Annotated in this window: 18 protein-coding genes; 5 read left to right on the forward strand and 13 right to left on the reverse strand. The window is 64.0% G+C overall.

Going from position 1 to position 18,999, the window contains the following annotated elements:
- Positions 1-127 precede the first annotated feature (127 nt).
- Positions 128-2,209 (reverse strand): methyl-accepting chemotaxis protein, encoded by a 2,082-nt coding sequence (locus ACZ5WT_RS04580; RefSeq protein WP_464286207.1) that lies wholly within the window; start codon positions 2,207-2,209, stop codon positions 128-130.
- On the opposite strand from ACZ5WT_RS04580, the gene ACZ5WT_RS04585 reads away from it, so the two are divergent.
- Positions 2,196-2,441 (forward strand): hypothetical protein, encoded by a 246-nt coding sequence (locus ACZ5WT_RS04585; RefSeq protein ID WP_464286208.1) that lies wholly within the window; start codon positions 2,196-2,198, stop codon positions 2,439-2,441. The two genes, ACZ5WT_RS04580 and ACZ5WT_RS04585, sit on opposite strands and share 14 nt — an antisense overlap.
- On the opposite strand, the gene ACZ5WT_RS04590 is transcribed toward ACZ5WT_RS04585, so the two are convergent.
- From ACZ5WT_RS04590 to ACZ5WT_RS04615, 6 genes are all read right to left on the reverse strand, one after another.
- Positions 2,438-4,939 carry a methyl-accepting chemotaxis protein gene (locus ACZ5WT_RS04590; protein WP_464286209.1) on the reverse strand — a complete coding sequence of 834 codons (2,502 nt, stop codon included), beginning with the start codon at positions 4,937-4,939 and terminating at the stop codon, positions 2,438-2,440. The two genes, ACZ5WT_RS04585 and ACZ5WT_RS04590, sit on opposite strands and share 4 nt — an antisense overlap.
- Positions 4,940-5,188: 249 nt before the next feature.
- On the reverse strand, positions 5,189-5,578 hold the full coding sequence (locus tag ACZ5WT_RS04595) for a response regulator (RefSeq protein ID WP_464286210.1): 390 nt from the start codon (positions 5,576-5,578) through the stop codon (positions 5,189-5,191).
- A gap of 113 nt (positions 5,579-5,691) precedes the next feature.
- A complete protein-coding gene (locus ACZ5WT_RS04600; RefSeq protein ID WP_464286211.1) occupies positions 5,692-6,747 on the reverse strand; it encodes a protein-glutamate methylesterase/protein-glutamine glutaminase in 1,056 nt (351 codons plus the stop codon).
- A complete protein-coding gene (locus ACZ5WT_RS04605) occupies positions 6,744-7,589 on the reverse strand; it encodes a CheR family methyltransferase (protein ID WP_464286212.1) in 846 nt (281 codons plus the stop codon). The genes ACZ5WT_RS04600 and ACZ5WT_RS04605 overlap by 4 nt, the downstream gene beginning before the upstream one ends.
- Before the next feature lie 38 nt (positions 7,590-7,627).
- Positions 7,628-9,148, reverse strand: a complete 1,521-nt coding sequence (locus ACZ5WT_RS04610; RefSeq protein ID WP_464286213.1) for a methyl-accepting chemotaxis protein — start codon at positions 9,146-9,148, stop codon at positions 7,628-7,630.
- A 141-nt stretch (positions 9,149-9,289) separates the two neighbouring features.
- Positions 9,290-9,880 (reverse strand): chemotaxis protein CheD, encoded by a 591-nt coding sequence (locus ACZ5WT_RS04615; protein ID WP_464286214.1) that lies wholly within the window; start codon positions 9,878-9,880, stop codon positions 9,290-9,292.
- A gap of 165 nt (positions 9,881-10,045) precedes the next feature.
- Between ACZ5WT_RS04615 and ACZ5WT_RS04620 the strand changes: the two genes are divergently transcribed.
- Positions 10,046-10,399, forward strand: a complete 354-nt coding sequence (locus ACZ5WT_RS04620) for a hypothetical protein (RefSeq protein ID WP_464286215.1) — start codon at positions 10,046-10,048, stop codon at positions 10,397-10,399.
- A 167-nt stretch (positions 10,400-10,566) separates the two neighbouring features.
- On the opposite strand, the gene ACZ5WT_RS04625 is transcribed toward ACZ5WT_RS04620, so the two are convergent.
- The 5 genes from ACZ5WT_RS04625 to ACZ5WT_RS04645 all read right to left on the reverse strand — a co-directional run bounded on the left by ACZ5WT_RS04625 (position 10,567) and on the right by ACZ5WT_RS04645 (position 14,472).
- Entirely contained in the window at positions 10,567-10,833 is a 267-nt protein-coding gene (locus ACZ5WT_RS04625; protein ID WP_464286216.1) for a GFA family protein, read from the reverse strand.
- A gap of 72 nt (positions 10,834-10,905) precedes the next feature.
- Positions 10,906-11,394: a chemotaxis protein CheW gene (locus tag ACZ5WT_RS04630; RefSeq protein WP_464286217.1), complete on the reverse strand. Its 489-nt coding sequence runs from the start codon at positions 11,392-11,394 to the stop codon at positions 10,906-10,908.
- A 55-nt stretch (positions 11,395-11,449) separates the two neighbouring features.
- Entirely contained in the window at positions 11,450-13,783 is a 2,334-nt protein-coding gene (locus tag ACZ5WT_RS04635) for a chemotaxis protein CheA (RefSeq protein ID WP_464286218.1), read from the reverse strand.
- A 33-nt stretch (positions 13,784-13,816) separates the two neighbouring features.
- On the reverse strand, positions 13,817-14,185 hold the full coding sequence (locus ACZ5WT_RS04640; RefSeq protein WP_464286219.1) for a response regulator: 369 nt from the start codon (positions 14,183-14,185) through the stop codon (positions 13,817-13,819).
- Positions 14,182-14,472, reverse strand: a complete 291-nt coding sequence (locus ACZ5WT_RS04645) for an STAS domain-containing protein (RefSeq protein WP_464286220.1) — start codon at positions 14,470-14,472, stop codon at positions 14,182-14,184. Before ACZ5WT_RS04645 ends, ACZ5WT_RS04640 begins: the two co-directional genes overlap by 4 nt.
- A gap of 220 nt (positions 14,473-14,692) precedes the next feature.
- On the opposite strand from ACZ5WT_RS04645, the gene ACZ5WT_RS04650 reads away from it, so the two are divergent.
- Together ACZ5WT_RS04650 and ACZ5WT_RS04655 are read left to right on the forward strand one after the other, a co-directional pair.
- Positions 14,693-16,012 carry an NAD(P)H-dependent oxidoreductase gene (locus tag ACZ5WT_RS04650; RefSeq protein WP_464286221.1) on the forward strand — a complete coding sequence of 440 codons (1,320 nt, stop codon included), beginning with the start codon at positions 14,693-14,695 and terminating at the stop codon, positions 16,010-16,012.
- A gap of 82 nt (positions 16,013-16,094) precedes the next feature.
- The gene (locus ACZ5WT_RS04655) at positions 16,095-16,898 is read left to right on the forward strand and encodes a siderophore-interacting protein (RefSeq protein ID WP_464286222.1); all 804 of its coding nucleotides are present in this window, start codon (positions 16,095-16,097) and stop codon (positions 16,896-16,898) included.
- Between the two features lie 7 nt (positions 16,899-16,905).
- Here the strand turns inward: ACZ5WT_RS04655 and ACZ5WT_RS04660 are convergent, their stop codons facing one another.
- Positions 16,906-17,874: a zinc-binding dehydrogenase gene (locus ACZ5WT_RS04660; protein WP_464286223.1), complete on the reverse strand. Its 969-nt coding sequence runs from the start codon at positions 17,872-17,874 to the stop codon at positions 16,906-16,908.
- A 103-nt stretch (positions 17,875-17,977) separates the two neighbouring features.
- Here ACZ5WT_RS04660 and ACZ5WT_RS04665 point away from each other — a divergent pair, with 103 nt between their 5' ends.
- Positions 17,978-18,985, forward strand: a complete 1,008-nt coding sequence (locus tag ACZ5WT_RS04665; protein ID WP_464286224.1) for a Gfo/Idh/MocA family protein — start codon at positions 17,978-17,980, stop codon at positions 18,983-18,985.
- Positions 18,986-18,999 lie beyond the last annotated feature (14 nt).

Raw genomic sequence — 18,999 nt, forward strand, 5'->3', positions numbered from 1 at the left:
GATGGCCGGACATTGCCGGTTTTACCCAAAGATCTGATCCATAATACTGGAACAGACAGGCGGAAGTCGGGTCCAGACTAAAAAGGGCGCCAGCGGCGCCCTTTTCATCTCGGTTCGTCATCGCGACCTAGAATTCGTTCCAGTCCTTGTCGATGGCCGCGTTGCCGTGGCTGAGATAGGAGCGGGACGCCGTCCTGATCCTGTCCTGCGCGCTGCGCGGGGCGACCACGGGCTCGACCCGCCGCTGCGGAGCGACCCTGGTTTCACCGACGGCAAACACATCGACGATCCGGTCGAGCGCACTAGCCTGCGCTTCGGTCTGCTCGATGGCGGCATTGATCTCTTCGACCAGCGCCGCATTGTGCTGGGTCATCTCGTCCATGGTGCGGACGGCGGTGTTGACCTCCTCGATCGCCCCGGCCTGTTCGCGGCTTTCCCGGGCGATGCCGCTCATCAGCTCGTTGGACGAACGGGCGGCCGCGACCATGGATTCCAGCTTGGCCGCCGCATCGAGCACCAGCCGGCTGCCGCCCTTCACTTCCCCGGCCGACTGTTCGATCAGCACCTTGACCTCGCTCGAGGCATTGGCGGCCGATTGCGCGAGGCGTCGCACTTCGACGGCCACGACTGCAAAGCCCTTGCCGGCGTCACCGGCCCGGGCAGCTTCGACAGAAGCGTTGAGGGCCAGGAGATTGGTCTGGAAGGCGATGTCGTCGATCAGCCCGATAATGTTGGAGATCTTGCCCGAGGACTGGGTGATGCGCTCCATGGCTTCGGTGGCCTGATGCATGACCTGCCCGCCTTCTTCGGCGGTGCGGCTAACGCCAGCGGCGGCGCTGCTGGCCTCCTGCGCACGCTCGGCATTGTGCAGCACGGTGGCGGCGAGCTGCTCCATGGTGGCCGAGGTTTCCTCGATGGTCGCGGCCTGCTTGGTGGTGCGTTCGGAAAGGTCGTTGGCCCCCGAGAGGATTTCCCCGGTCGCGCTCTTGAGCGAGCCGGACGTGTCGCGCAGCTGCCCGACCACCTCGGTCAGCTTGTCGGCCACCGCATTGATATCGGTCTTGAGAGTGTCAAAGGCGCCCTCATACTCGCCCTCCATGCGCTCGGTGAGATCGGTATTGGCCAGCGCCCCCAGCACGTGACCGATCTCCGCCACGCCGCGATTGAACGTGCTGACGAGATTGTTGACCGAACGGGCCAGCCCATTGAGCTCGGGATCGGGGAATTCGACGGTGACCTGGTGGGTGAAGTCACCGGCGACCGCGGCATCGACCACTTGGCCGAAGGCCGATTGCAACTCGCCCATCATGGCCTGCCGCTCGGCCTGGTCGGCGATGATGCGGGCCGCCTCGGCCTCGGTCATCTGGCTGACGCGCAGCCCATTGTCACGGAACACTTCCACGGCGCGCGCCATGGCGCCCACTTCATTGCCGCGCGCCGTATAGGGAACCTCGGTCTGGTAGTGACCATCGGCGATGGCCTGCATCGCCCCGGCAATGCGGGGGATCGGCCGGGTAATCATCAGGCTAACCAGATAGCCCAAAACGCCCAGCACCGCCGTGGTGATGGCAGCAACGATCAGCGTCAGCACCAGCATGCCATTGAGCGAGGCTTCGATGGCAGCGACCTGTTCGCCGACGAACAGTGCACCGGCCAGCGCACCATCTTCGCGCACCACCGGATGATAGGCGGTGTAGTAACCGTTGCCCTCGATTGTTTCTTCGCCAAACCACGAATTGCCCGCGACCAAAGCCGCCATGACCGGCCCTGCCGGATCGAGCACAGTGCCCTTGGCGGATTCGCCGGCGGCGGTCTTGAGCGTGGTGGTGTTGACCACCAGTTCCTTGGTGTCCTTGTTGGTGATGTAGATCGCCGTCTCGGCGCCGGTGACGCGCGAAATGCCGTCGACCAGCACGGTGTCGAAGAAGGGCAGCAGCGCCCACAGCGTCACCTTGCCCAGCGTGCCGTCTTCGCCCCAATTGACCACGGTGCCGCCCGCTGAATTGGTGGTGCTGGCAAAGATCGTCGCCGCCGTGCGCAGATTGGCCTGCTGCCGGTCGCGGCCCTGCGCGATCATGGTGCTGCTGTAGTTGAGATAGATGCCGACCGCGACAATGCTGATCGAAGCGACAATGGCGAAAGTCACCACGGCCGAAATGACAAAGCGCAGGCTCAATGTACCCAAGAAGGTGGAAATGGCTTTGAACATGCGTGCCCCCAACATCTGCATGATTATGGGGCGGGAGCCTAGGGCAGCCTATTTAATGAAAGATTATAATAACTTACAGGACATTCATTTTCATTTACTGGCTCCAGCACTGAAAATCTGCAGAAAATTCACCAATGAAACCGGCTCGACTTTCAGTATCCCCCCCAATGCTGGCGGAGCCGCAATTGAGGGCACCTTGCGCGGCGCCCTCAATTGGCGGAATGGAGGCTAGAACTCGTTCCAGTCTTTGGCGATGGCGGCATTGCCGTTGCTGAGATAGGAGCGGGCCGCCGACTTGAGCTTGCCTTGCAGGCCACGTACGCCCACCGGTTTGCCCGCGGTGGCCTGGACCGGCGCCGCCGGTTCCCCGATGGCGAAGATATCGACCACCCGGTCAAGCTCGGTGGCCTGTGCCTCGGTCTGCTCGATGGCGGCGTTGATCTCTTCCACCAGGGCCGCATTGTGCTGGGTCATTTCGTCCATGGTGCGGACGGCGGTGTTGACCTCCTCGATCGCCCCGGCCTGTTCGCGACTGTCCCGGGCGATGCCGGTCATCAGCTCGTCGGCTGAACGCGCCGTCGTCACCATGGCTTCGAGCTTGGAGGCCGCGTCGAGCACCAGCCGGCTGCCGCCCTTCACCTCATCGGCCGACTGCTCGATCAGCACCTTGACCTCGCTGGAGGCATTGGCCGCCGATTGCGCCAGGCGCCGCACTTCCACCGCGACCACGGCAAAACCCTTGCCGGCGTCGCCCGCGCGGGCTGCTTCCACTGACGCGTTGAGCGCCAGAAGATTAGTCTGGAAGGCGATATCGTCGATCAGGCCGATAATGTTGGAAATCTTGCCCGAGGACTGGGTGATGCGCTCCATGGCTTCGGTGGCCCGATGCATCACCTGTCCGCCCTCTTCGGCGGTGCGGGTCACGGTCGAGGACACATCGCTGGCCTCGCGGGCGCGCTCGGCATTCTGCAGCACGGTGGCCGCCAACTGCTCCATCGTGGCCGAGGTTTCCTCGATGGTCGCGGCCTGCTTGGTGGTGCGCTCGCTGAGGTCATTGGCGCCCGAAAGGATCTCCCCGGTGGCCGCCTTGAGCGACCGCGAGGTATCGCGCAGCTGGCCGACGATCTCGGTCAGCCGGTCAGCCACCGCATTGGTGTCGGACTTGAGCTGGGCAAAGGCCCCCTGATAGTCCCCTTCCATGCGATGGGTGAGGTCGGTATCGGCCAATGCGGCCAGCACCGAGCCAGTTTCGCTGACACCGCGATCCACTGTGGCCACCAGGTTGTTGACCGAGCGGGCCAGGCTATTGAGTTCGTCGTCGGGGAATTCGGTCTCGACGCGATGGCTGAAATCGCCCGCAATGGCAGCATCAACCACGGCGCCGAAGGCGCGCTGCAATTCACCCATCATGGCCGCGCGTTCGGCCTGGTTGCGGATGATCTGGGCGGCTTCCGCCTCGGTCATCTGCGCGACCTTGAGCCCGTTCTCGCGGAACACTTCCACCGCCCGCGCCATGGCGCCCAGCTCGTCGGTGCCATCGGCGCCGCGCACCGCCACATCGAGGTCGCCATCGGCGAGCGCCTCCATCGTGCTGGTAAGGCGGCTGATCGGACGGCTGACCGAGCGGGCAAAGAAGTAGCCGGCCACCGCGGCGATGGCGAGCAGCGCCCCGCCAATGGTCAGCATCAGCTGGCCCATTCGAACCACCGGCGCATAGACCTCGGCCTCGGGCTGAGCGGCAACCACCGCCCAGGTGACATTGCCGACGCTCACCGGTTGGGCGCGCACCACCATCGGCTCGGCGCGATAATCGGTGCTGGTGCCTTCGCTGGTGTGACCGGCCAGGGCCTCGGCCACGACCGGCGAGGTGAGGCTGGTCTGCAGGACGTCGCTGGCCTCGGTGCGCGGGGATTCGGTACGCAGCAGGCCATCGCTGCCCACCACGACCACTTCCCCGCTCTGGCCCAGCCCCGACAAGGCCGAGACCTTGGCGCTCATGACATCGGGCGCAATGGCCAGCACCATGACGCCAATGCTGGTATCGCCATCGAAGACCGGCATGGCCATGAAGCTGAGCGGCGCGCCCACAGGCGCATAGAGGGAATAGTCGGCAAAGCTGGCCTGATCGGCGCTGAGCCCCTTCGCGGTGGTGAAGGCCTTGGTGAGACCCGATTGAGCGAGGTCACGATTGCTGACGATATTTGCGCCGAAATCGGCGTTCTTGCCGACCGAATAGACCACTTCCCCCTCAGGAGAGACCAGCAGCACATCGCTATAGCCGCGTTCCAGCATCAGCGTTCGGAAGCCGCCATGCGAGCGCTTGTGCGGCGCGTCATAGCTGCCGCCCATGCCGTTGGCGCTGTCGAGCAGGTAGCGCTGCTCGGGATTGGGATTGCCGGTGACATAGGCCTTCTGCAGGATTTCGCCCGCCTTGTCGCCCATGGCCATGCGCAGCTCGCTGACGCCACGCGCCAGGTTCTTCATCGCCGTAACTGTGTCGGAGCGCTGCGCGAAGAGGCGCAGGTCGACCTCGACATCACTGTAATAGTCGCTGACCAGCGAGGCCGCGGTCTGCAGCGATGCCTGCATCGACTGCTCGCGCTGGTCCTGCACGGTATTGAGGCCAATCATGTAGCTGGCAATGCCCACGCCGGCACTCACCACCAGGGCCGAACCCACCAGCGCCAATGGCAACTTCTGGGCGATCTTCAACTGCGGCAGCAAACCCATCGAATACTCCAACCCTTCTGGATCGCAGTCCACGCATCTCTAGTGATGTCATGAAAATACCGCGCCGATTTACTGGCGCGGATTGGCGATCTCCCCCTCATTCGTCGGTATTCCGACTTATGCAAACGATACATATGGACCCTTAACCAGTCCTTACGGGAAAATGCCGGCAGTCACGGCCAATAATTCAAAGCAAAAGGCCACCCGATCGGGTGGCCTTGTTGGCATTTCAAGCTGTTTTGGGACCGATCAGGTCAGAGCGCCAATAACCGCCTCGATGCGCTTCTTCATGGTCGAAGCGTCGTAGGGCTTGACGATGTAGTTGTTGACGCCAAAGGAAATGGCTTCCTTGACCTGCTCCTTGTCGGACCGGCCGGTTGCCATGATGAAGGGCATGGCCTGGGTGCGCGGATGCTTGCGGATCACCTTGAGCAGGGTCAAGCCGTCGATATCTTCCATGTTCCAGTCGGAAATGATCAGGTCGACATTGGCCTTTTCGAGCTTCCCCAGGGCATCGCGACCGCTCTTGGCCTCGATGATGTCCTTGAACCCCAGCTGGGTCAGAATGTACTTGCAGATACCCCGCATGGACTGCTGATCGTCAACGATAAGGACGCTGACAGCGCTCGCCTTGGGCATGATCTTATTTCACCTTCTTAGCGCCGGGACCGCGGCCCCGTTATTGAGCGAAACACTAGGCAACAAGCGTTACAAATGTCTCAATTGGCAGGTTGGCATTGCGCCGGAGGCTGTTACGCCGCAGGGCGCAGCCGGACCAACGCATTGGCCAGGCGGCCGGCAATGGCCTCCACCGGAGCCTGTTCGACCACTGCGCCCTCCTCGAAGGCGACGCGTGGCATGCCATAGACCAGGGCCGAACCCGGGCTCTGGCCGACTGTATAGGCACCGGCTTCGCGCATCAGCTTGAGGCCGCGCGCCCCGTCCCGGCCCATACCGGTGAGAATGGCGGCGACCGCCATCGGCCCCACGGTCTTGGCCACCGATTCGAACAGCACGTCGACGCTGGGGCGATGACCGCTTTCCAGCTCGTCCTGCGCCAGGCGCGCCTTGAGCTGGCCGGACGAGCGCTCCACCCGCAGATGGTAGTCGCCTCGCGCCACATAGGCGTGGCCGGGCAGCAGGGGCATGCGGTCTTCCGCTTCGAACACCGTCAGCTCGCACACTTCATCGAGCCGCGCCGCGAAGCGGCTGGTGAAGCCGGCCGGCATATGCTGGGCAATGACGATGGGCGGGCAGTCGACCGGCATGTTGCTGAGCACGGTCCGGATGGCTTCAACGCCCCCGGTCGATGCACCCAGCGCGATGATGGCCCCTGCCGGCGCCGCAGCACTGGCCGTCTTGGCCGCAACCTTGGGCGGGTCGGCCCGGCCAGCCGAGCGGCCGCGCACGTCGGACTTGGCGGCAGCGCGGATCTTGTCGCGCAAGTTGGCGCCAAACGCGTCGATCCCGCCGGAGAATTCGGCGCTCGGCTTGGCGACGAAATCCACCGCGCCCAGTTCCAGCGCCAGCAGCGTTTCGCTGGCGCCCTTCTTGGTCAGCGTCGAGACCATCACCACAGGGGTCGGCCGCAGGCGCATCAGCTTGTCGAGGAATTGCAGCCCGTTCATGTTGGGCATTTCGATATCAAGCGTCACCACATCGGGGTTGAGCTGCTTGATCTTTTCGCGCGCATCGATCGGGTCGGTCGCCGTAGCGACGACATTGATGTCGCCATCCCGCGTCAGCATGCGCGTCAGAACTTCGCGGATCAGCGCCGAATCGTCGACGACGAGGACCTTGATGCTCATGCCGCTTCTCGCTTGCTGGAGTTGAGCTTGGATTGATAGACGGTCTTGCCGACCAGCCGGAAATCGCCGCCGCCGGCGCCAAGGTTTTCCGAATGCCCGATATAGAGGAAGGCCTGCGGCGCCAGCATCTTGCTGAATCGGCCAAACACCTCGCCCTGCGTCGGCTTGTCGAAATAGATCGCCACGTTGCGGCAGAAGATGGCGTCGAACGGCCCCTTCATCGGCCAGGGCGCGATGAGGTTGAGCGGCTTGAACGACACCAGATCGCGCACTTCCTGCGGCAGGCTGATCGTGCCATCGCCCAGCTTCTCGAAATGGCGGGCACGCTCGAGCGAGAGCCCGTTCAGCTCGCTGGCCGGATAGATGCCGCGCGAGGCCTTGGCGAGCACCGCGGTGTCGATATCGGTCGCCAGGATCTTGAAGTCCCAACGGCGCAGTTCGGGGAAAGCCACCAGCAGGTCGAGGCCGATCGTATAGGGCTCCTGCCCCGTCGAGCAGCCGGCTGACCAGATGCGCAGGCGGCTGCCGCGCGGCTTGTCGGCGATAAGCTTGCCGACATGGCCCCGCAGATGTTCGAAATGGTGGTCTTCGCGATAGAAGCGGGTGAGGTTGGTGGTCAGCGCGTTGACGAAGTCCTGCCCGTCACTGGCGCTACCGCCATGCTCGAGATAGTCGACATAGGCATCGAAGCCCGGCAGGTCGAGCGCCCGCACGATCTTGCTCAGCCGCGAGATCACCAGCGTTCGCTTGGCATCGCTCAGCGAGATCCCGGCCACCTGATAGACCCGGTTCTTGATCCGCGTAAATTCGCGATCGCTAAGGGAAATTTCCCCCTGATCCATTCGGCTTACCCCATAAAAGTCTTGGCCGAGAGGCGTCGTCAGGCGCGCGCCCGTCGCGCAAGCGGAACCGGCATGGGTTCTTCCGCGTGACTGAACGACCCCATTCGTCCGGCGAGGCGGTTCAGCGCCTCTTCACCCTCGTCCAGTGTCGCAACGACCGTATCGGTCTCATTGCTTAGATTGCGTAAATGCCCGTCGAGGCCGACGATCATTCCCTGCAGGGCCTGCGCTTCGCTGACCCCGATTTCCGACTGCGCCCGGCCGCGCTGGACCACGGCCCGGATTTCGCGCGCCGAACGGTTGGTCAACTGGGCCAGCTGGCGCACTTCATCGGCCACCACGGCAAAACCCGCCCCCTTCTCGCCCGCCCGCGCCGCCTCGATGGCGGCATTGAGCGCCAGAAGGTTGGTGCGGAACGACACGTCCTCGATGCCCTGCACCATCTTGTCGATCTCGCTGGTCATCTGGTCGATGTCGCCGACCAGCTGATGGGTGCGGCGGACGGCCAGGTCGGCCTCCCCGACCAGATCGCAGGCTTCATGCCCGATGATCCGATTGCGGCGCAGCCGTCCGCCACCCTCACTCAGCGTCTGGCGCATGACGTCGATATCGCTCTGGCTCTGGCTGGTCATGGCGTTGAACTGGGCGGAACGGCGTTCGAAACCATCGAGCAGGCGCCCAACGGCGGCCAGGCGCTCTTCCAGCGAAGTACGCAGTTGCGTCTCGTCTTCGAGCTGGGCGACCACCGCGCGTATGAAGTCGCTGATCAGGTTGCCCAGATTGCCCAGCGGACCGCCGAGTGCATCGGGCAGTTCGCCCTGGCCGGTGATCAGTCCTTCGAGCCGCGCCAGGCCGGTATCGATGCCCATCAGGCCCATATTGAGCGCGCCCAGCGCCGGGTTGATCGCGGCGACATCGGACTCGAAGCGGAAGCCGGTCTGCCCGCTGGCCAGCGCATGGGCAAAAGCGTCGAGATCGTCGTCCTCGATATAGCTGCCGGCCGGGACCAGTTCGAGCATGTAGCGGCCGACGGCGATGGAGCGGCGGCTGACCGTGAAGCGGGCGCTGCCCAGCATCACCATGGCCTCTTCGGCAACGCCGCCGCCGGCGTTGAGATAGCCGGGGCCGAACAGGGCATCGAGATTGGCCCCCGCTATGGCGCCCCGCGCCAGCGCCGAAGCTCCCGCGCTCGCCACCAGGATGGTCCCCTGCTCGTCGACCACCAGAGCCGGTTGATGCATGGCGGCGATGGCGCTCTTGAAATGGTGCGCCCGCTCCAGCCTCTTGCCCAGCCGGCCGACAATGCCGGAAATGTCGAGCACTTCGCCCGGCTTCTCGGTGAGTCCGGCGGCCAGCGCGAGCGAGGCCAGCAGCGCCTTGTCCTGGCGATCGCGGTCAATTGCAATGATGAGGGAGATGGCCAGAGCCAGCAGCAGGAGCCCGCCCAGACTGGCCAGCCAGATGGCGCCGCTGCCCAGAACGGGCAGCAGGGCCGCGCCGATGATCAGCGCAACGAGCCAGGGCCCAGCCGTGACCAGCACTAGTCGCCGGTTTGCCATGGCGTACCTGCTCCGCAAATCAACGACTGGGTGTCCAACATGGTCGAACACTACCCGCGGAATGGTTAACCAAGTCTATAAAGTCATGCGGCGGCGTAATACTTCGCTAAGGCAGATTGCCAGAAAGTGAACCGGCAGCCGCTAGAACAGTTCGATGTCGTCGCTCTGGGCCGGGACAATGATGCGGCGGCGCGCGATTGCGGCTTCCTCAAGCGCCACATTATTGCCGAGCTCGCTATCGAGGCGGCGCACGAAGGCGCGACCCGAATAGGGCTTGAACAGCACGCGGCGGGCGAAGGTGCCGCCCAGATCCTCGCTGGCGGCGACATAGCCTTCATCGAGCAGGAACTGGCGCACGAACTCGATATTCTTGCGGCCGACATCGTCGAGCGAGGAATTGATCTTGCCGCCGCCAAAGAGCTTGATCTCGAGATTGGCCTTGTTGCGCGAGCCGCGCGTCAGAACCCGGTTGATCAGCTGTTCCATGGCAAAGGCGCCATAGCGGGCCGAGGCCCCGTAGCGATCCCGGGCGCTGCCCGACTGCTCGGCGAGCAGAAAGTGGTTCATGCCGCCGACATTGGCGACGCGGTCTCGAACGCAGGCGGAAATGCAGGAACCCAGGACAGTGGAATAGGTGAGATCGATGGCATCGGAAACGTGGCAGTCGCCCTGGTGGACGGTCGTAACCACCCCACGATCGAAGTCGGGTGGCAGAGAATTCGGCAGTCCCATAGTCGTCTTGCAACCCCAGCAGCCCGTTCGCACCATTGTAGGGGAGAACTCGTTATTCAATTGCTAACCACGCCGACCGAGCACCGGGGAGCCTCGCCTTCCGGCAAGGAGAGCTTTAGGAATAATGCGATAGGTTGGCCGGAACAGGACTAGGATTCAGCTTTAATGTCACTGCAGAAACTCGCGAGAGAACTCGATGAGACAGCGCGCCAGACCGCATCGATGCTAGAAGGCATCACTGAGGCGCTTGAAATCCTCGCAGAAAAGAACCTGAGCAAGGATCCCTCGGTCGCCCAGGCCATGCAGATGATCGTCACCGCCCTGCAGGGGCAGGATCGCATCGAACAGCGCTGCCACAATATGGCGCTGGCCGTGCGCCAGTTTGCCCTGCTGCCGCCCACCGCGCCCGACAGTGTCTATGACGAAATCTGGTCGAGCCTGACGCTGGACGAGTTGCGGGTGCCCGCCCTCAGCGGCATTGCTGCCCGCCAGAGCCACGGCGACGCCGAACTGTTCTGAACCCTCCAGCCAGCAGCACATCAAGGCGCCGCGAGGCGCCTTTTGTTTGTCTGCTCACTGCTGGTTCTGCGGCAGGCCGTCGGTGATCTCGTAATAGTCGCCCTTGTCGGCGACGTAGATGTGTTGCGCCAGCTTGGTGTGGGTCGGCGTGTCGAAGGCGCCCAGCATCAGGCCGATCCAGTCGAGGTGGAGCGGATCGAAGAACAGCGGCGAGCCGCAGATCGAGCAGAGCCACGCCGCACCTTTTCCGACGACTGGAACCAGGGGACCTTGTCGCCGCCCGTTATCGTCACCGCGCTCTTGTCGACGTCCACCCCGGCCTCGTAGTGGCCGGTGCTCTTGCGGCACATGGTGCAATGGCAGGCCGTCGCCGGGGGCAAGTCTCCCGCGACCGCAAACGTCACCGCGCCGCAGAGACACGAACCCTTGTGCATCGTCGTCTGCTCCCGTCTCGACGAAAAAGGGCGCCAGCGGCGCCCTTGGGATTTCTGCTCGGACCGGTTGGATCAGGCGTCCATCTTGGCGCCGCTGACCACCGCGTGCAGGTCGATCAGGCCGACCATGCGGCTGTCATGGGTGACAATGCCGTTGAGCAGTTCGGTATCGACCGAATTGCCTTCGGGCACGACATGGATGTCATCGCGCGAGACGGTCAGGATGTCGCTGACCGCATCGACCAGAATACCGACCCACTTGTCGCCAACGCTCATCACCACCACGACGTGGTTCTTGGTGGGCGAGGTCTGGCCATCGCCAAAGCGGGCGCGCAGATCAAAGATCGGCACGATGGTGCCGCGCAGGTTGATCACGCCGCGCACGAATTCGCGGGTATTGGGAAGGGGCGTCGCGCCGTTCCAGGCGCGGATTTCGCGCACCGTGGTGATCTCGACACCGTAGGTCTGGTCGCCGATGGAGAAGGCGATCAACTGCAGGGAATTCTGGGCGGCGATGGCTGACCGGTCGGTCATGTCGTCACGCAGTCCAAGCGCTTCCATTCTCAAGCCTTTCTGCCGCCCTTCTGGCCGGCTACGCAATTACCAAGCGGCGGTTTCAGGCCGCGTTCTTGTGAACAATAGTTGTCTTGAGGCCCTGCACGTCCACGATCAGCGCGACATTGCCGTCGCCCAGGATCGTGCCGCCGGCAATGCCTTCCACGCGCTCGAAATTCTCTTCGAGCGATTTGATCACCACCTGCTGCTGGCCGATGATGTCGTCGACGATGAGCGCCACCTTGGCCGAACCATCGGCCTCGCACAGCACGACAAAGCGGTTTTCGGACTCGGCATCGGTGGCCATGGCGAAACGCTGCGCTAGGTCAATGACCTGCACATATTCGCCGCGCACCTGCAGCACCTGGCCGCCGCTCGGCACGCGTTCGAACGCAGCACGCGAGCACTGGATGGTTTCCACGATCGAGGAGAGCGGCACCACATAGGGCGACTCGCCGACCTTGACCAGCATCACATCGAGCACGGCCAGCGTCAGCGGCAGGCGCAGCGTCATGCGCGTACCCTTGCCGGTCCAGCTGCGGACATGCACCGAGCCGCCAATCTTCTTGATGTTGGACAGCACCACGTCCATGCCGACGCCGCGGCCGGAAATGTCGCTGAGCGCCTCGGCGGTCGAGAAGCCGGGGGCAAAGATCAGCTGGTCGATCTGCTCGTCGGTCGGGTTGACGTCGGGCGCCACGACGCCACGATCGCGCGCCACCTGCAGCACACGCTCGCGGTTGATGCCGGCGCCATCGTCCTCGACGATGATCAGGATATTGCCGCCCGCCTGTTCGGCCGAGAGCCGGATCGTACCGGTTTCGGTCTTGCCGCTGGCCAGGCGCTTCTCGATGCTCTCGATGCCGTGGTCAGCCGAGTTGCGGATCATGTGGGTCAGCGGATCGCTGAGCTGCTCGATGACCGTCTTGTCGATTTCGGTGTTCTCACCGATGGTCTCGAGCTTGATCTTCTTGCCGGTCTTGCTGGCCAGTTCCCGCACCAGGCGCGGCATGCGGCTGAACACCGATTTGACCGGCTGGGCGCGGATCGCCATCACCGAGTCCTGCAGGCCGCGGGTGGTCTGGGCCAGCACTTCAAGGCCCCGCACCAGCTCGGTATAGCGGGCGCGCAGGGTCTCATCCATCTGCTGGGTCAGCATGGACTGGGTGATCACCAGCTCGCCCACCATGTTGACGACGCGATCCACCTTGTCGAGATCGACGCGAATGGACTGCACGCCCACGGCGCGCCCGGCGCCTTCGTCCCCCTCGGCGGCCGGAGGCGGCGCCACGGGAGCATTGCGGGCCGGCGCAGCTGCGGGTGGCTTGGCCACCGGGCTTTGCTCGATCGTTGCGGCCAGCTCGGCAAAGCTGGGGGCCGGCGTTTCCTCGAACGCGTCCTGCGCAGTGACCGGCTTGGGCTTTGGCTCGGGCGTAAAATCGGGCTCGGTGGTGAAATCGAGCAGGTTGGCCACTTCCTCCTCTCCCAGCGCCAGAAGATCGGCGCGGTCGGGATGGTCCGAGGCCACGAGGCTGGTCTCGGGCTCGACCATGTCGAGCAGGCTCATCGGCGCGGCAGCCGGCGGCAGTTCGAAGGTCGGCAGGCCACCCAGCTGGCTGATGACGATATCGCAATCGCCATCGACGAATTCGAAGACCTCGCGGATCGCCGTCTCGGTGAGGGTGGGGGAGACAATGGTGATCTCCCAGGCGCAATAGACCGCGAAGGGCTCGAAATCGGCCAGCGCCGGAATCTCTTCCAGCATGGCGCGCACGCTCATCTCGCCCAGCACCGCCAGTTCGCGGAACAGCAGCAGCGGATCATTGGCGCGGGCATAGAGCGCCCGGTGCGGCGTGAAGCGGATGCTCCAGTGGCCGGGCTCGATCTGCATCGGAGATGCCTCGGCAGAACTCTCGGTGGCCGTATCCTCGATATCGACCATGATCGGGGTGAATTCGATGTCAAACTCGTCGATGGCTTCGCCGTCTTCATCCCCTGCAGCAGCGGCGTCGCCGCGCGCCAGGGCGTCGAAGCGCTCCTTCTCGTCCATGCCGTAGTCGGCCGGCAGGGCGACGCCGGTCTGGGCGGCCTTGACGTGATCGGCGACGATGTCGTTGGCGCGGATGCACAGCGTCACCACGTCGTCGCTCATCTCGATGCGGCCGTCGCGGACATAGTCGAGCAGTGTTTCATAGGCGTGGGCAAACCCGACCAGCGCCGAGAAGCCGAAGGCGCCAGCGCCACCCTTGATCGAATGGATGGCACGGAACACCGCATTGAGCCGGTCGGCATCGCGTTCGCCGGCCTCAATGGCGGCGAACTGCTCTTCCAGTTCGGTCAGCAGCTCCGAGCATTCATCGAAATAGGTGGCTTTGAAATCGTCGAGATCGCTCATGCGAACACGCCCAACCCTTCTGGGTTTTTATACTCAGTGAACAACGCGGTGGATGACGGAGATCAGCTTTTCCGGATCGAACGGCTTGACGATCCAGCCGGTGCCGCCAGCCGCCTTGCCCTGGTCGCGCTTGTCCTGGCTGGTTTCGGTGGTGAGAATGAGGATGGGCAGGCTCTGGTGGTTGCCCGTTGCCCGCACATTCTTGATGAACTCGATCCCGTCCATCACCGGCATGTTGATGTCGGTAATCACCACGTCGACCGCTTCCTTCTTCAGCACTTCCAGGCCCTGCTGGCCGTCTTCGGCCTGCAGAACCTCAAAACCGGCATTGCTGAGGGTATGGTGCAGCATAGCGAGGATGGTCCTCGAATCGTCCACCGTCAGAACCCGCAAAGTCGTCATCCTCTCATCATCCCCGAAAACTGGGCGTCCAAACCCAGCCGCCCGATTGCCGCCGTCAGGGCTGCACTCGGGCTCTCGATCGCAAATTCATGTTCGTTTTTCCGGGCCGTCTCCGCCGCGCTGATCAGCATGAACAGCGCATTGGTGGACACGCGCTCAACAGATCCTGCCGTCAGCGTCACTGCCCCGTCCTCGATCGCATCGATCAGGCTGTCGCGAATACCGTCCAGCGAATCGAGATCGATGATCGCCGGCAAGGCGATGGATTTAGTGGTCTTTTTGACCATGGCAGATGCGAGCCCCCGGAGTTTACTCCAATGCGCAGTCTCCACGGCAACGGTTTAAGAAGTGCTAAGCCAGACCGGGCTCACCGACGATTACGCACCCGGTTAACAGCACAATATTGGCGTGGCCCGCGAATAGGATCACTATGCGACACCTGCCCCCTTGCCGCAGGGAGGGCGAGAGGGGTAACGCAGACGCTAGCGTCTAGATCGGGATCACCTCATGACCACCAATATCGCCCTGACCGGCTTCGCCCGCGACCTTGCAGCCCGTGCCGACAGTGGCCGGCCGATCCGCGTCGGCGTCATTGGTTCGGGCGAGATGGGCACTGACCTCGTGACCCAGATGAGCCTGATGAAGGGTATCGAGATGGCGGCCATCGCCACCCGGCGCCCCCACACGGCGCTCGATGCCATGACCATCGCCTATGGCGATGACAGCAAGGGCCGCGAAGCCGATAGCCCGGCCCAGGCCACCGCCGCCATCGAGGCGGGCAAGATTGCCATCACCTCGGCCGAGACGCTGGTGACTACCCCCAATATCGATGTGGTGATCGACGCCACCGGCAAGCCCGGCGTTGCTGCCGATTACTGCCTGTCGGCCATGGAGCACGGCAAGCACCTGGTGATGATGAATGTCGAAGCCGACGTCACCATCGGCCCCTATCTCAAGGCCCAGGCCGACCGGCTGGGTGTGGTCTATTCGGTTGGCGCGGGCGACGAGCCCAGCTCCTGCATGGAGCTGATCGAATTCGTTTCGGCGCTCGGCCTACCCATCGTTGCCGCCGGCAAGGGCAAGAACAATCCGCTCAAGCATGACGCCGTTCCCGACGAGTATCGTGAGGAAGCGCTGCGCCGGAACATGAACCCGCGCATGCTGGTGGAGTTCGTCGACGGCAGCAAGACAGCCGTGGAAATGTGCGCCATAGCCAATGCCACGGGCCTGGTGCCCGACGTGCCGGGCATGCACGGCCCCAAGGCCGATCGCGACGACATGGCCAAGGTGCTGATCCCCCGCGAGGATGGCGGTATTCTCAACAAGATGGGCGTGGTCGACTACACCATCGGCAAGGGCGTGGCCCCAGGCGTCTTCGTGATCGTCAAGGCCGAGCATCCGCGCATCATCGAACGGCTCGATGACCTGCATATCGGCCACGGCCCCTATTACAGCTTTTTCCGGCCCTACCACCTGACGAGTCTGGAAGTGCCGCTGACCTGCGCCCGCATCATGCTGCAGGGCAAGCCCGACATGGTGCCGCTGGCCCGGCCGGTGGCGGAAGTCTGCGCCGTTGCCAAGCGCGACCTGCTGCCCGGCGAGCCGCTCGATGCCATCGGGGAGACCTGCTACCGCTCCTACACCATGACCGTGGTCGACAGCCGCGCGGCCGGGGCCGTTCCGGTGGGCCTGCTCGAAGGCGGCAAGGTGACCGCGCCGATCAAAAAGGGCGAATTGCTCACCACGGCCAATAGCCAGCCCGATACCTCAACGCGCCTGTTTGCCCTGCGCCAGGCTCAGGACCGGATGCTTGGACTGATCGCCTAGCGACACGGTTTTGCCGCCGGCAATGGTTGCAATCCGCGCGCTAAGCGATTAATTCCTGACAAAACAATTCAGGAATAACTGCATGTCCGAGACCATCGACCCGCGCGCCCCTCAGCGCGTTCGCCACGACACCCGCATGCGCCTGCTCGAAGTGATCGCGGTCACCGATATCACGCCGCTGATGCGCCGGTTCCGCCTCAAGGGTGACATGGCCGGGTTTGCCTCGCTCGGACATGCCGATCACATCAAGGCCTTCTTCTTCCCCGAGGGCGTCGAGCCCTTCATCGCGCCGATCGGCCCCAATGGTGCGCAATGGCCCGGCGCGCGCCCCGAAATGCGCGACTACACGCCCCGCTACTGGGATGTCGATGCCGGCTGGATCGAACTCGATTTCGTGCTGCATGGCGATGGCCCGGCCTCAACCTGGGCGGCACAATCCGTCATCGGCAGCAAGCTGGTGATCGGCGGCCCCCGCGGCTCGCTGGTGATCCCGGCCGCCTATGACTGGTATCTGCTGGCGGGCGACGAAACCGCCCTGCCCGCCCTCGGCCGCCGCATCGAGGAACTTCCGGCGGGCGCCAAGGTTGTCGCCTTTGTCGAAGTGGCCGACGCCGCCGAGGAACAACGCTTCGACAGCGCCGCCGATGTAAGCATCACCTACCTGCACCGCGATGGCCGGCCTGCGGGCAGCACCAGCCTCATTCTCGACGCCGTCAAGGCCGCCACCCTCCCGGCGGGCGACGCCTATGCCTACATTGCCGGTGAGAGCACTATGAGCAAGGCTGTGCGCGCCCACCTGACCGACGAGCGCGGCTTCAACCCCGGATATGTGAAGGCTGCCGGTTACTGGCTGCTCGGCGTGGCCGACGCGCAGGAACCGCACTGATCCCCGGCTAGCCCCGGATGGCGATCTTGCCCTTGCGGCCGGGTTCGCCACTGGCGGCAACCGCCTCGCGCACCTGATCGAGACCATAGACAGCTTCCAGCGGCAGCGTGAGCTTGCCGCTGGCGGCGGCCCCGACCAGTTCGCCGATCATGGTCATGATCGCCTGCTGGCTGGCCCGCGGCCGCGCCGCCCAGAAGCCGCGCACGCTGGCCTGCTTGAACAGCACCGTTTCGGACGAGAGCGACACATTCTGCCCGGACAGGTTGCCGAAAGAAATGATCTCGGCCCTGTCGGCCGCCACGCTGAGCAGCATTTCAGGCCCGTCTCCGCCCACTGAATCGAGCCCGCGGATGATCGGCGCGCCGCCAGTAATAGCCCGGACCTGATCGCGCCAGCCGGCCGAGGCCGTGGAGACGACATTGGCAATGCCCAGCGCCGCCATTTCGGCAATGCCGGCATCGCGGCGCACCAGATTGACCACATGTACGCCGGCCTCCGCGGCAAACTGGTTGATCAGCTTGCCCACCGCGCCATTGGCGGCGTTCTGGATGATCCAGTCGCCCGCCTGCACATTGAGGTCGGCAAGCAGCATCTTTGCGCTGAGCGGCATGGAAATCAGCTGGCAGGCCGTCGCATCATCGACGCTATCGGGCACCGGAATGACCCGGTTTGCCTCGCCGATGAAATACTCGGCCCAGGCGGCATTGGCCCCGCCCATCACCCGCTGGCCCAGTTTGAGATGCTCGACGCCCTCGCCCAGCGCATCGACCACGCCCAGCGCTTCGGTGCCCGGGACCGATGGCAGCGGAGGCTTGATGCCATAGAGGCCGGCAATGGTCATCAGGTCATGATTGTGGATCGGCGACAGCACCAGCCTGATCCGCACCTGCCCCTTGCCTGGCTCGGGCTTGTCGCGCTCCTCGACCTGCAGGACCTGGGCGGGTTCGCCGAACTGGGCATAGCTGACACTGCGCATGGGATATCGCCTCGAATTGGTGTGATCCCCATGTGGGGCGACCGCCCGGTCTTTGCAACCGCGCGCCCCGCCGCTAAACCACTCCCGACAAAGGGAGAAGACAATGACGACGAAGAAAGTCCGCTGGGGCATCCTGTCCACCGCCAATATCGGCATGCAGAAGGTGACGCCTGGAATTCAGAAGTCGGCCCATTCCGAAGTGGTGGCCATCGCCTCGCGCGATCTTGGCCGGGCCCGCGCCGCCGCCGACAAGCTTGGCATTGCCAAGGCCTACGGCTCCTACGAGGAGCTGTTTGCCGATCCCGATATCGACGCCATCTACAATCCCCTGCCCAATCACCTGCACGTCCCCATGACCGTGGCCGCCGCCAAGGCGGGCAAGCATGTGCTGTGCGAAAAGCCGATTGCCCTCAGCGCCGCCGATGCCGAGGCGCTGCGCCAATGCCCGCCCGAAGCCATCGTGCTCGAAGCCTTCATGGTGCGCTTCCACCCGCAATGGCTGCGCGCCCGCGACATCATCCGCTCGGGCGAGCTGGGCGAGGTGCGCGCTATTAATGCGGTCTTCGGCTACAACAATGTCGACCCCAACAACGTGCGCAACCAGGCCGATATCGGCGGCGGCGGCATCATGGATATCGGCTGCTATCCGATCACCGCGGGCCGCTTCCTGTTCGAGGGCGAGCCCAGCCGCGTCGTCTCGCTGGTCGAGCGCGACCCCAATTTCAAGACCGACCGGCTGGCCAGCGTCCTCGCCGATTTCGGCACCGGGCGGCAGCTCAATTTTGTGGTCTCGACACAGATTGCCGGCCATCAGCGCGTGCAGGTACTGGGTTCCAAGGGCAAACTGGAAATCATCATTCCGTTCAACCCGACGGCCGACGAACGCACCGCCATTACCATCGACACCGGTGGCGCGCCGTTTGATGGCTCGCTGGCCCGCCGCGAAATCCTGCCCGCCGCCGACCAGTATACCGAACAGGCCGAGGCCTTTGCCCTGGCCGTGCTCGGCGAGAGGCCGCTGCCCTGGGGCATCGACGACGCCATTGCCAGCATGAAGGTTATCGACGCTGTTTTCGAGAGCGAAAAGACCGGGGGCTGGGCCAAGGTCTAGCGATCCTGAGCCAT

This window comes from Devosia sp. T2-14 (assembly GCF_055397495.1).

Bases quoted from the DNA above. Each gene is read 5' to 3' on its own strand.
- ACZ5WT_RS04585 (WP_464286208.1), top strand. From the start codon at position 2,196: ATGGCTTTGAACATGCGTGCCCCCAACATCTGCATGATTATGGGGCGG.
- ACZ5WT_RS04645 (WP_464286220.1), bottom strand. From the start codon at position 14,472: ATGGTCAAAAAGACCACTAAATCCATCGCCTTGCCGGCGATCATCGAT.
- ACZ5WT_RS04595 (WP_464286210.1), bottom strand. From the start codon at position 5,578: ATGCCCAAGGCGAGCGCTGTCAGCGTCCTTATCGTTGACGATCAGCAG.
- ACZ5WT_RS04655 (WP_464286222.1), top strand. From the start codon at position 16,095: ATGTCCGAGACCATCGACCCGCGCGCCCCTCAGCGCGTTCGCCACGAC.
- ACZ5WT_RS04590 (WP_464286209.1), bottom strand. From the start codon at position 4,939: ATGGGTTTGCTGCCGCAGTTGAAGATCGCCCAGAAGTTGCCATTGGCG.
- ACZ5WT_RS04630 (WP_464286217.1), bottom strand. From the start codon at position 11,394: ATGGAAGCGCTTGGACTGCGTGACGACATGACCGACCGGTCAGCCATC.
- ACZ5WT_RS04605 (WP_464286212.1), bottom strand. From the start codon at position 7,589: ATGGATCAGGGGGAAATTTCCCTTAGCGATCGCGAATTTACGCGGATC.
- ACZ5WT_RS04600 (WP_464286211.1), bottom strand. From the start codon at position 6,747: ATGAGCATCAAGGTCCTCGTCGTCGACGATTCGGCGCTGATCCGCGAA.
- ACZ5WT_RS04635 (WP_464286218.1), bottom strand. From the start codon at position 13,783: ATGAGCGATCTCGACGATTTCAAAGCCACCTATTTCGATGAATGCTCG.
- ACZ5WT_RS04615 (WP_464286214.1), bottom strand. From the start codon at position 9,880: ATGGGACTGCCGAATTCTCTGCCACCCGACTTCGATCGTGGGGTGGTT.
- ACZ5WT_RS04625 (WP_464286216.1), bottom strand. From the start codon at position 10,833: ATGCACAAGGGTTCGTGTCTCTGCGGCGCGGTGACGTTTGCGGTCGCG.
- ACZ5WT_RS04620 (WP_464286215.1), top strand. From the start codon at position 10,046: ATGTCACTGCAGAAACTCGCGAGAGAACTCGATGAGACAGCGCGCCAG.
- ACZ5WT_RS04640 (WP_464286219.1), bottom strand. From the start codon at position 14,185: ATGACGACTTTGCGGGTTCTGACGGTGGACGATTCGAGGACCATCCTC.
- ACZ5WT_RS04665 (WP_464286224.1), top strand. From the start codon at position 17,978: ATGACGACGAAGAAAGTCCGCTGGGGCATCCTGTCCACCGCCAATATC.
- ACZ5WT_RS04580 (WP_464286207.1), bottom strand. From the start codon at position 2,209: ATGTTCAAAGCCATTTCCACCTTCTTGGGTACATTGAGCCTGCGCTTT.
- ACZ5WT_RS04610 (WP_464286213.1), bottom strand. From the start codon at position 9,148: ATGGCAAACCGGCGACTAGTGCTGGTCACGGCTGGGCCCTGGCTCGTT.
- ACZ5WT_RS04650 (WP_464286221.1), top strand. From the start codon at position 14,693: ATGACCACCAATATCGCCCTGACCGGCTTCGCCCGCGACCTTGCAGCC.
- ACZ5WT_RS04660 (WP_464286223.1), bottom strand. From the start codon at position 17,874: ATGCGCAGTGTCAGCTATGCCCAGTTCGGCGAACCCGCCCAGGTCCTG.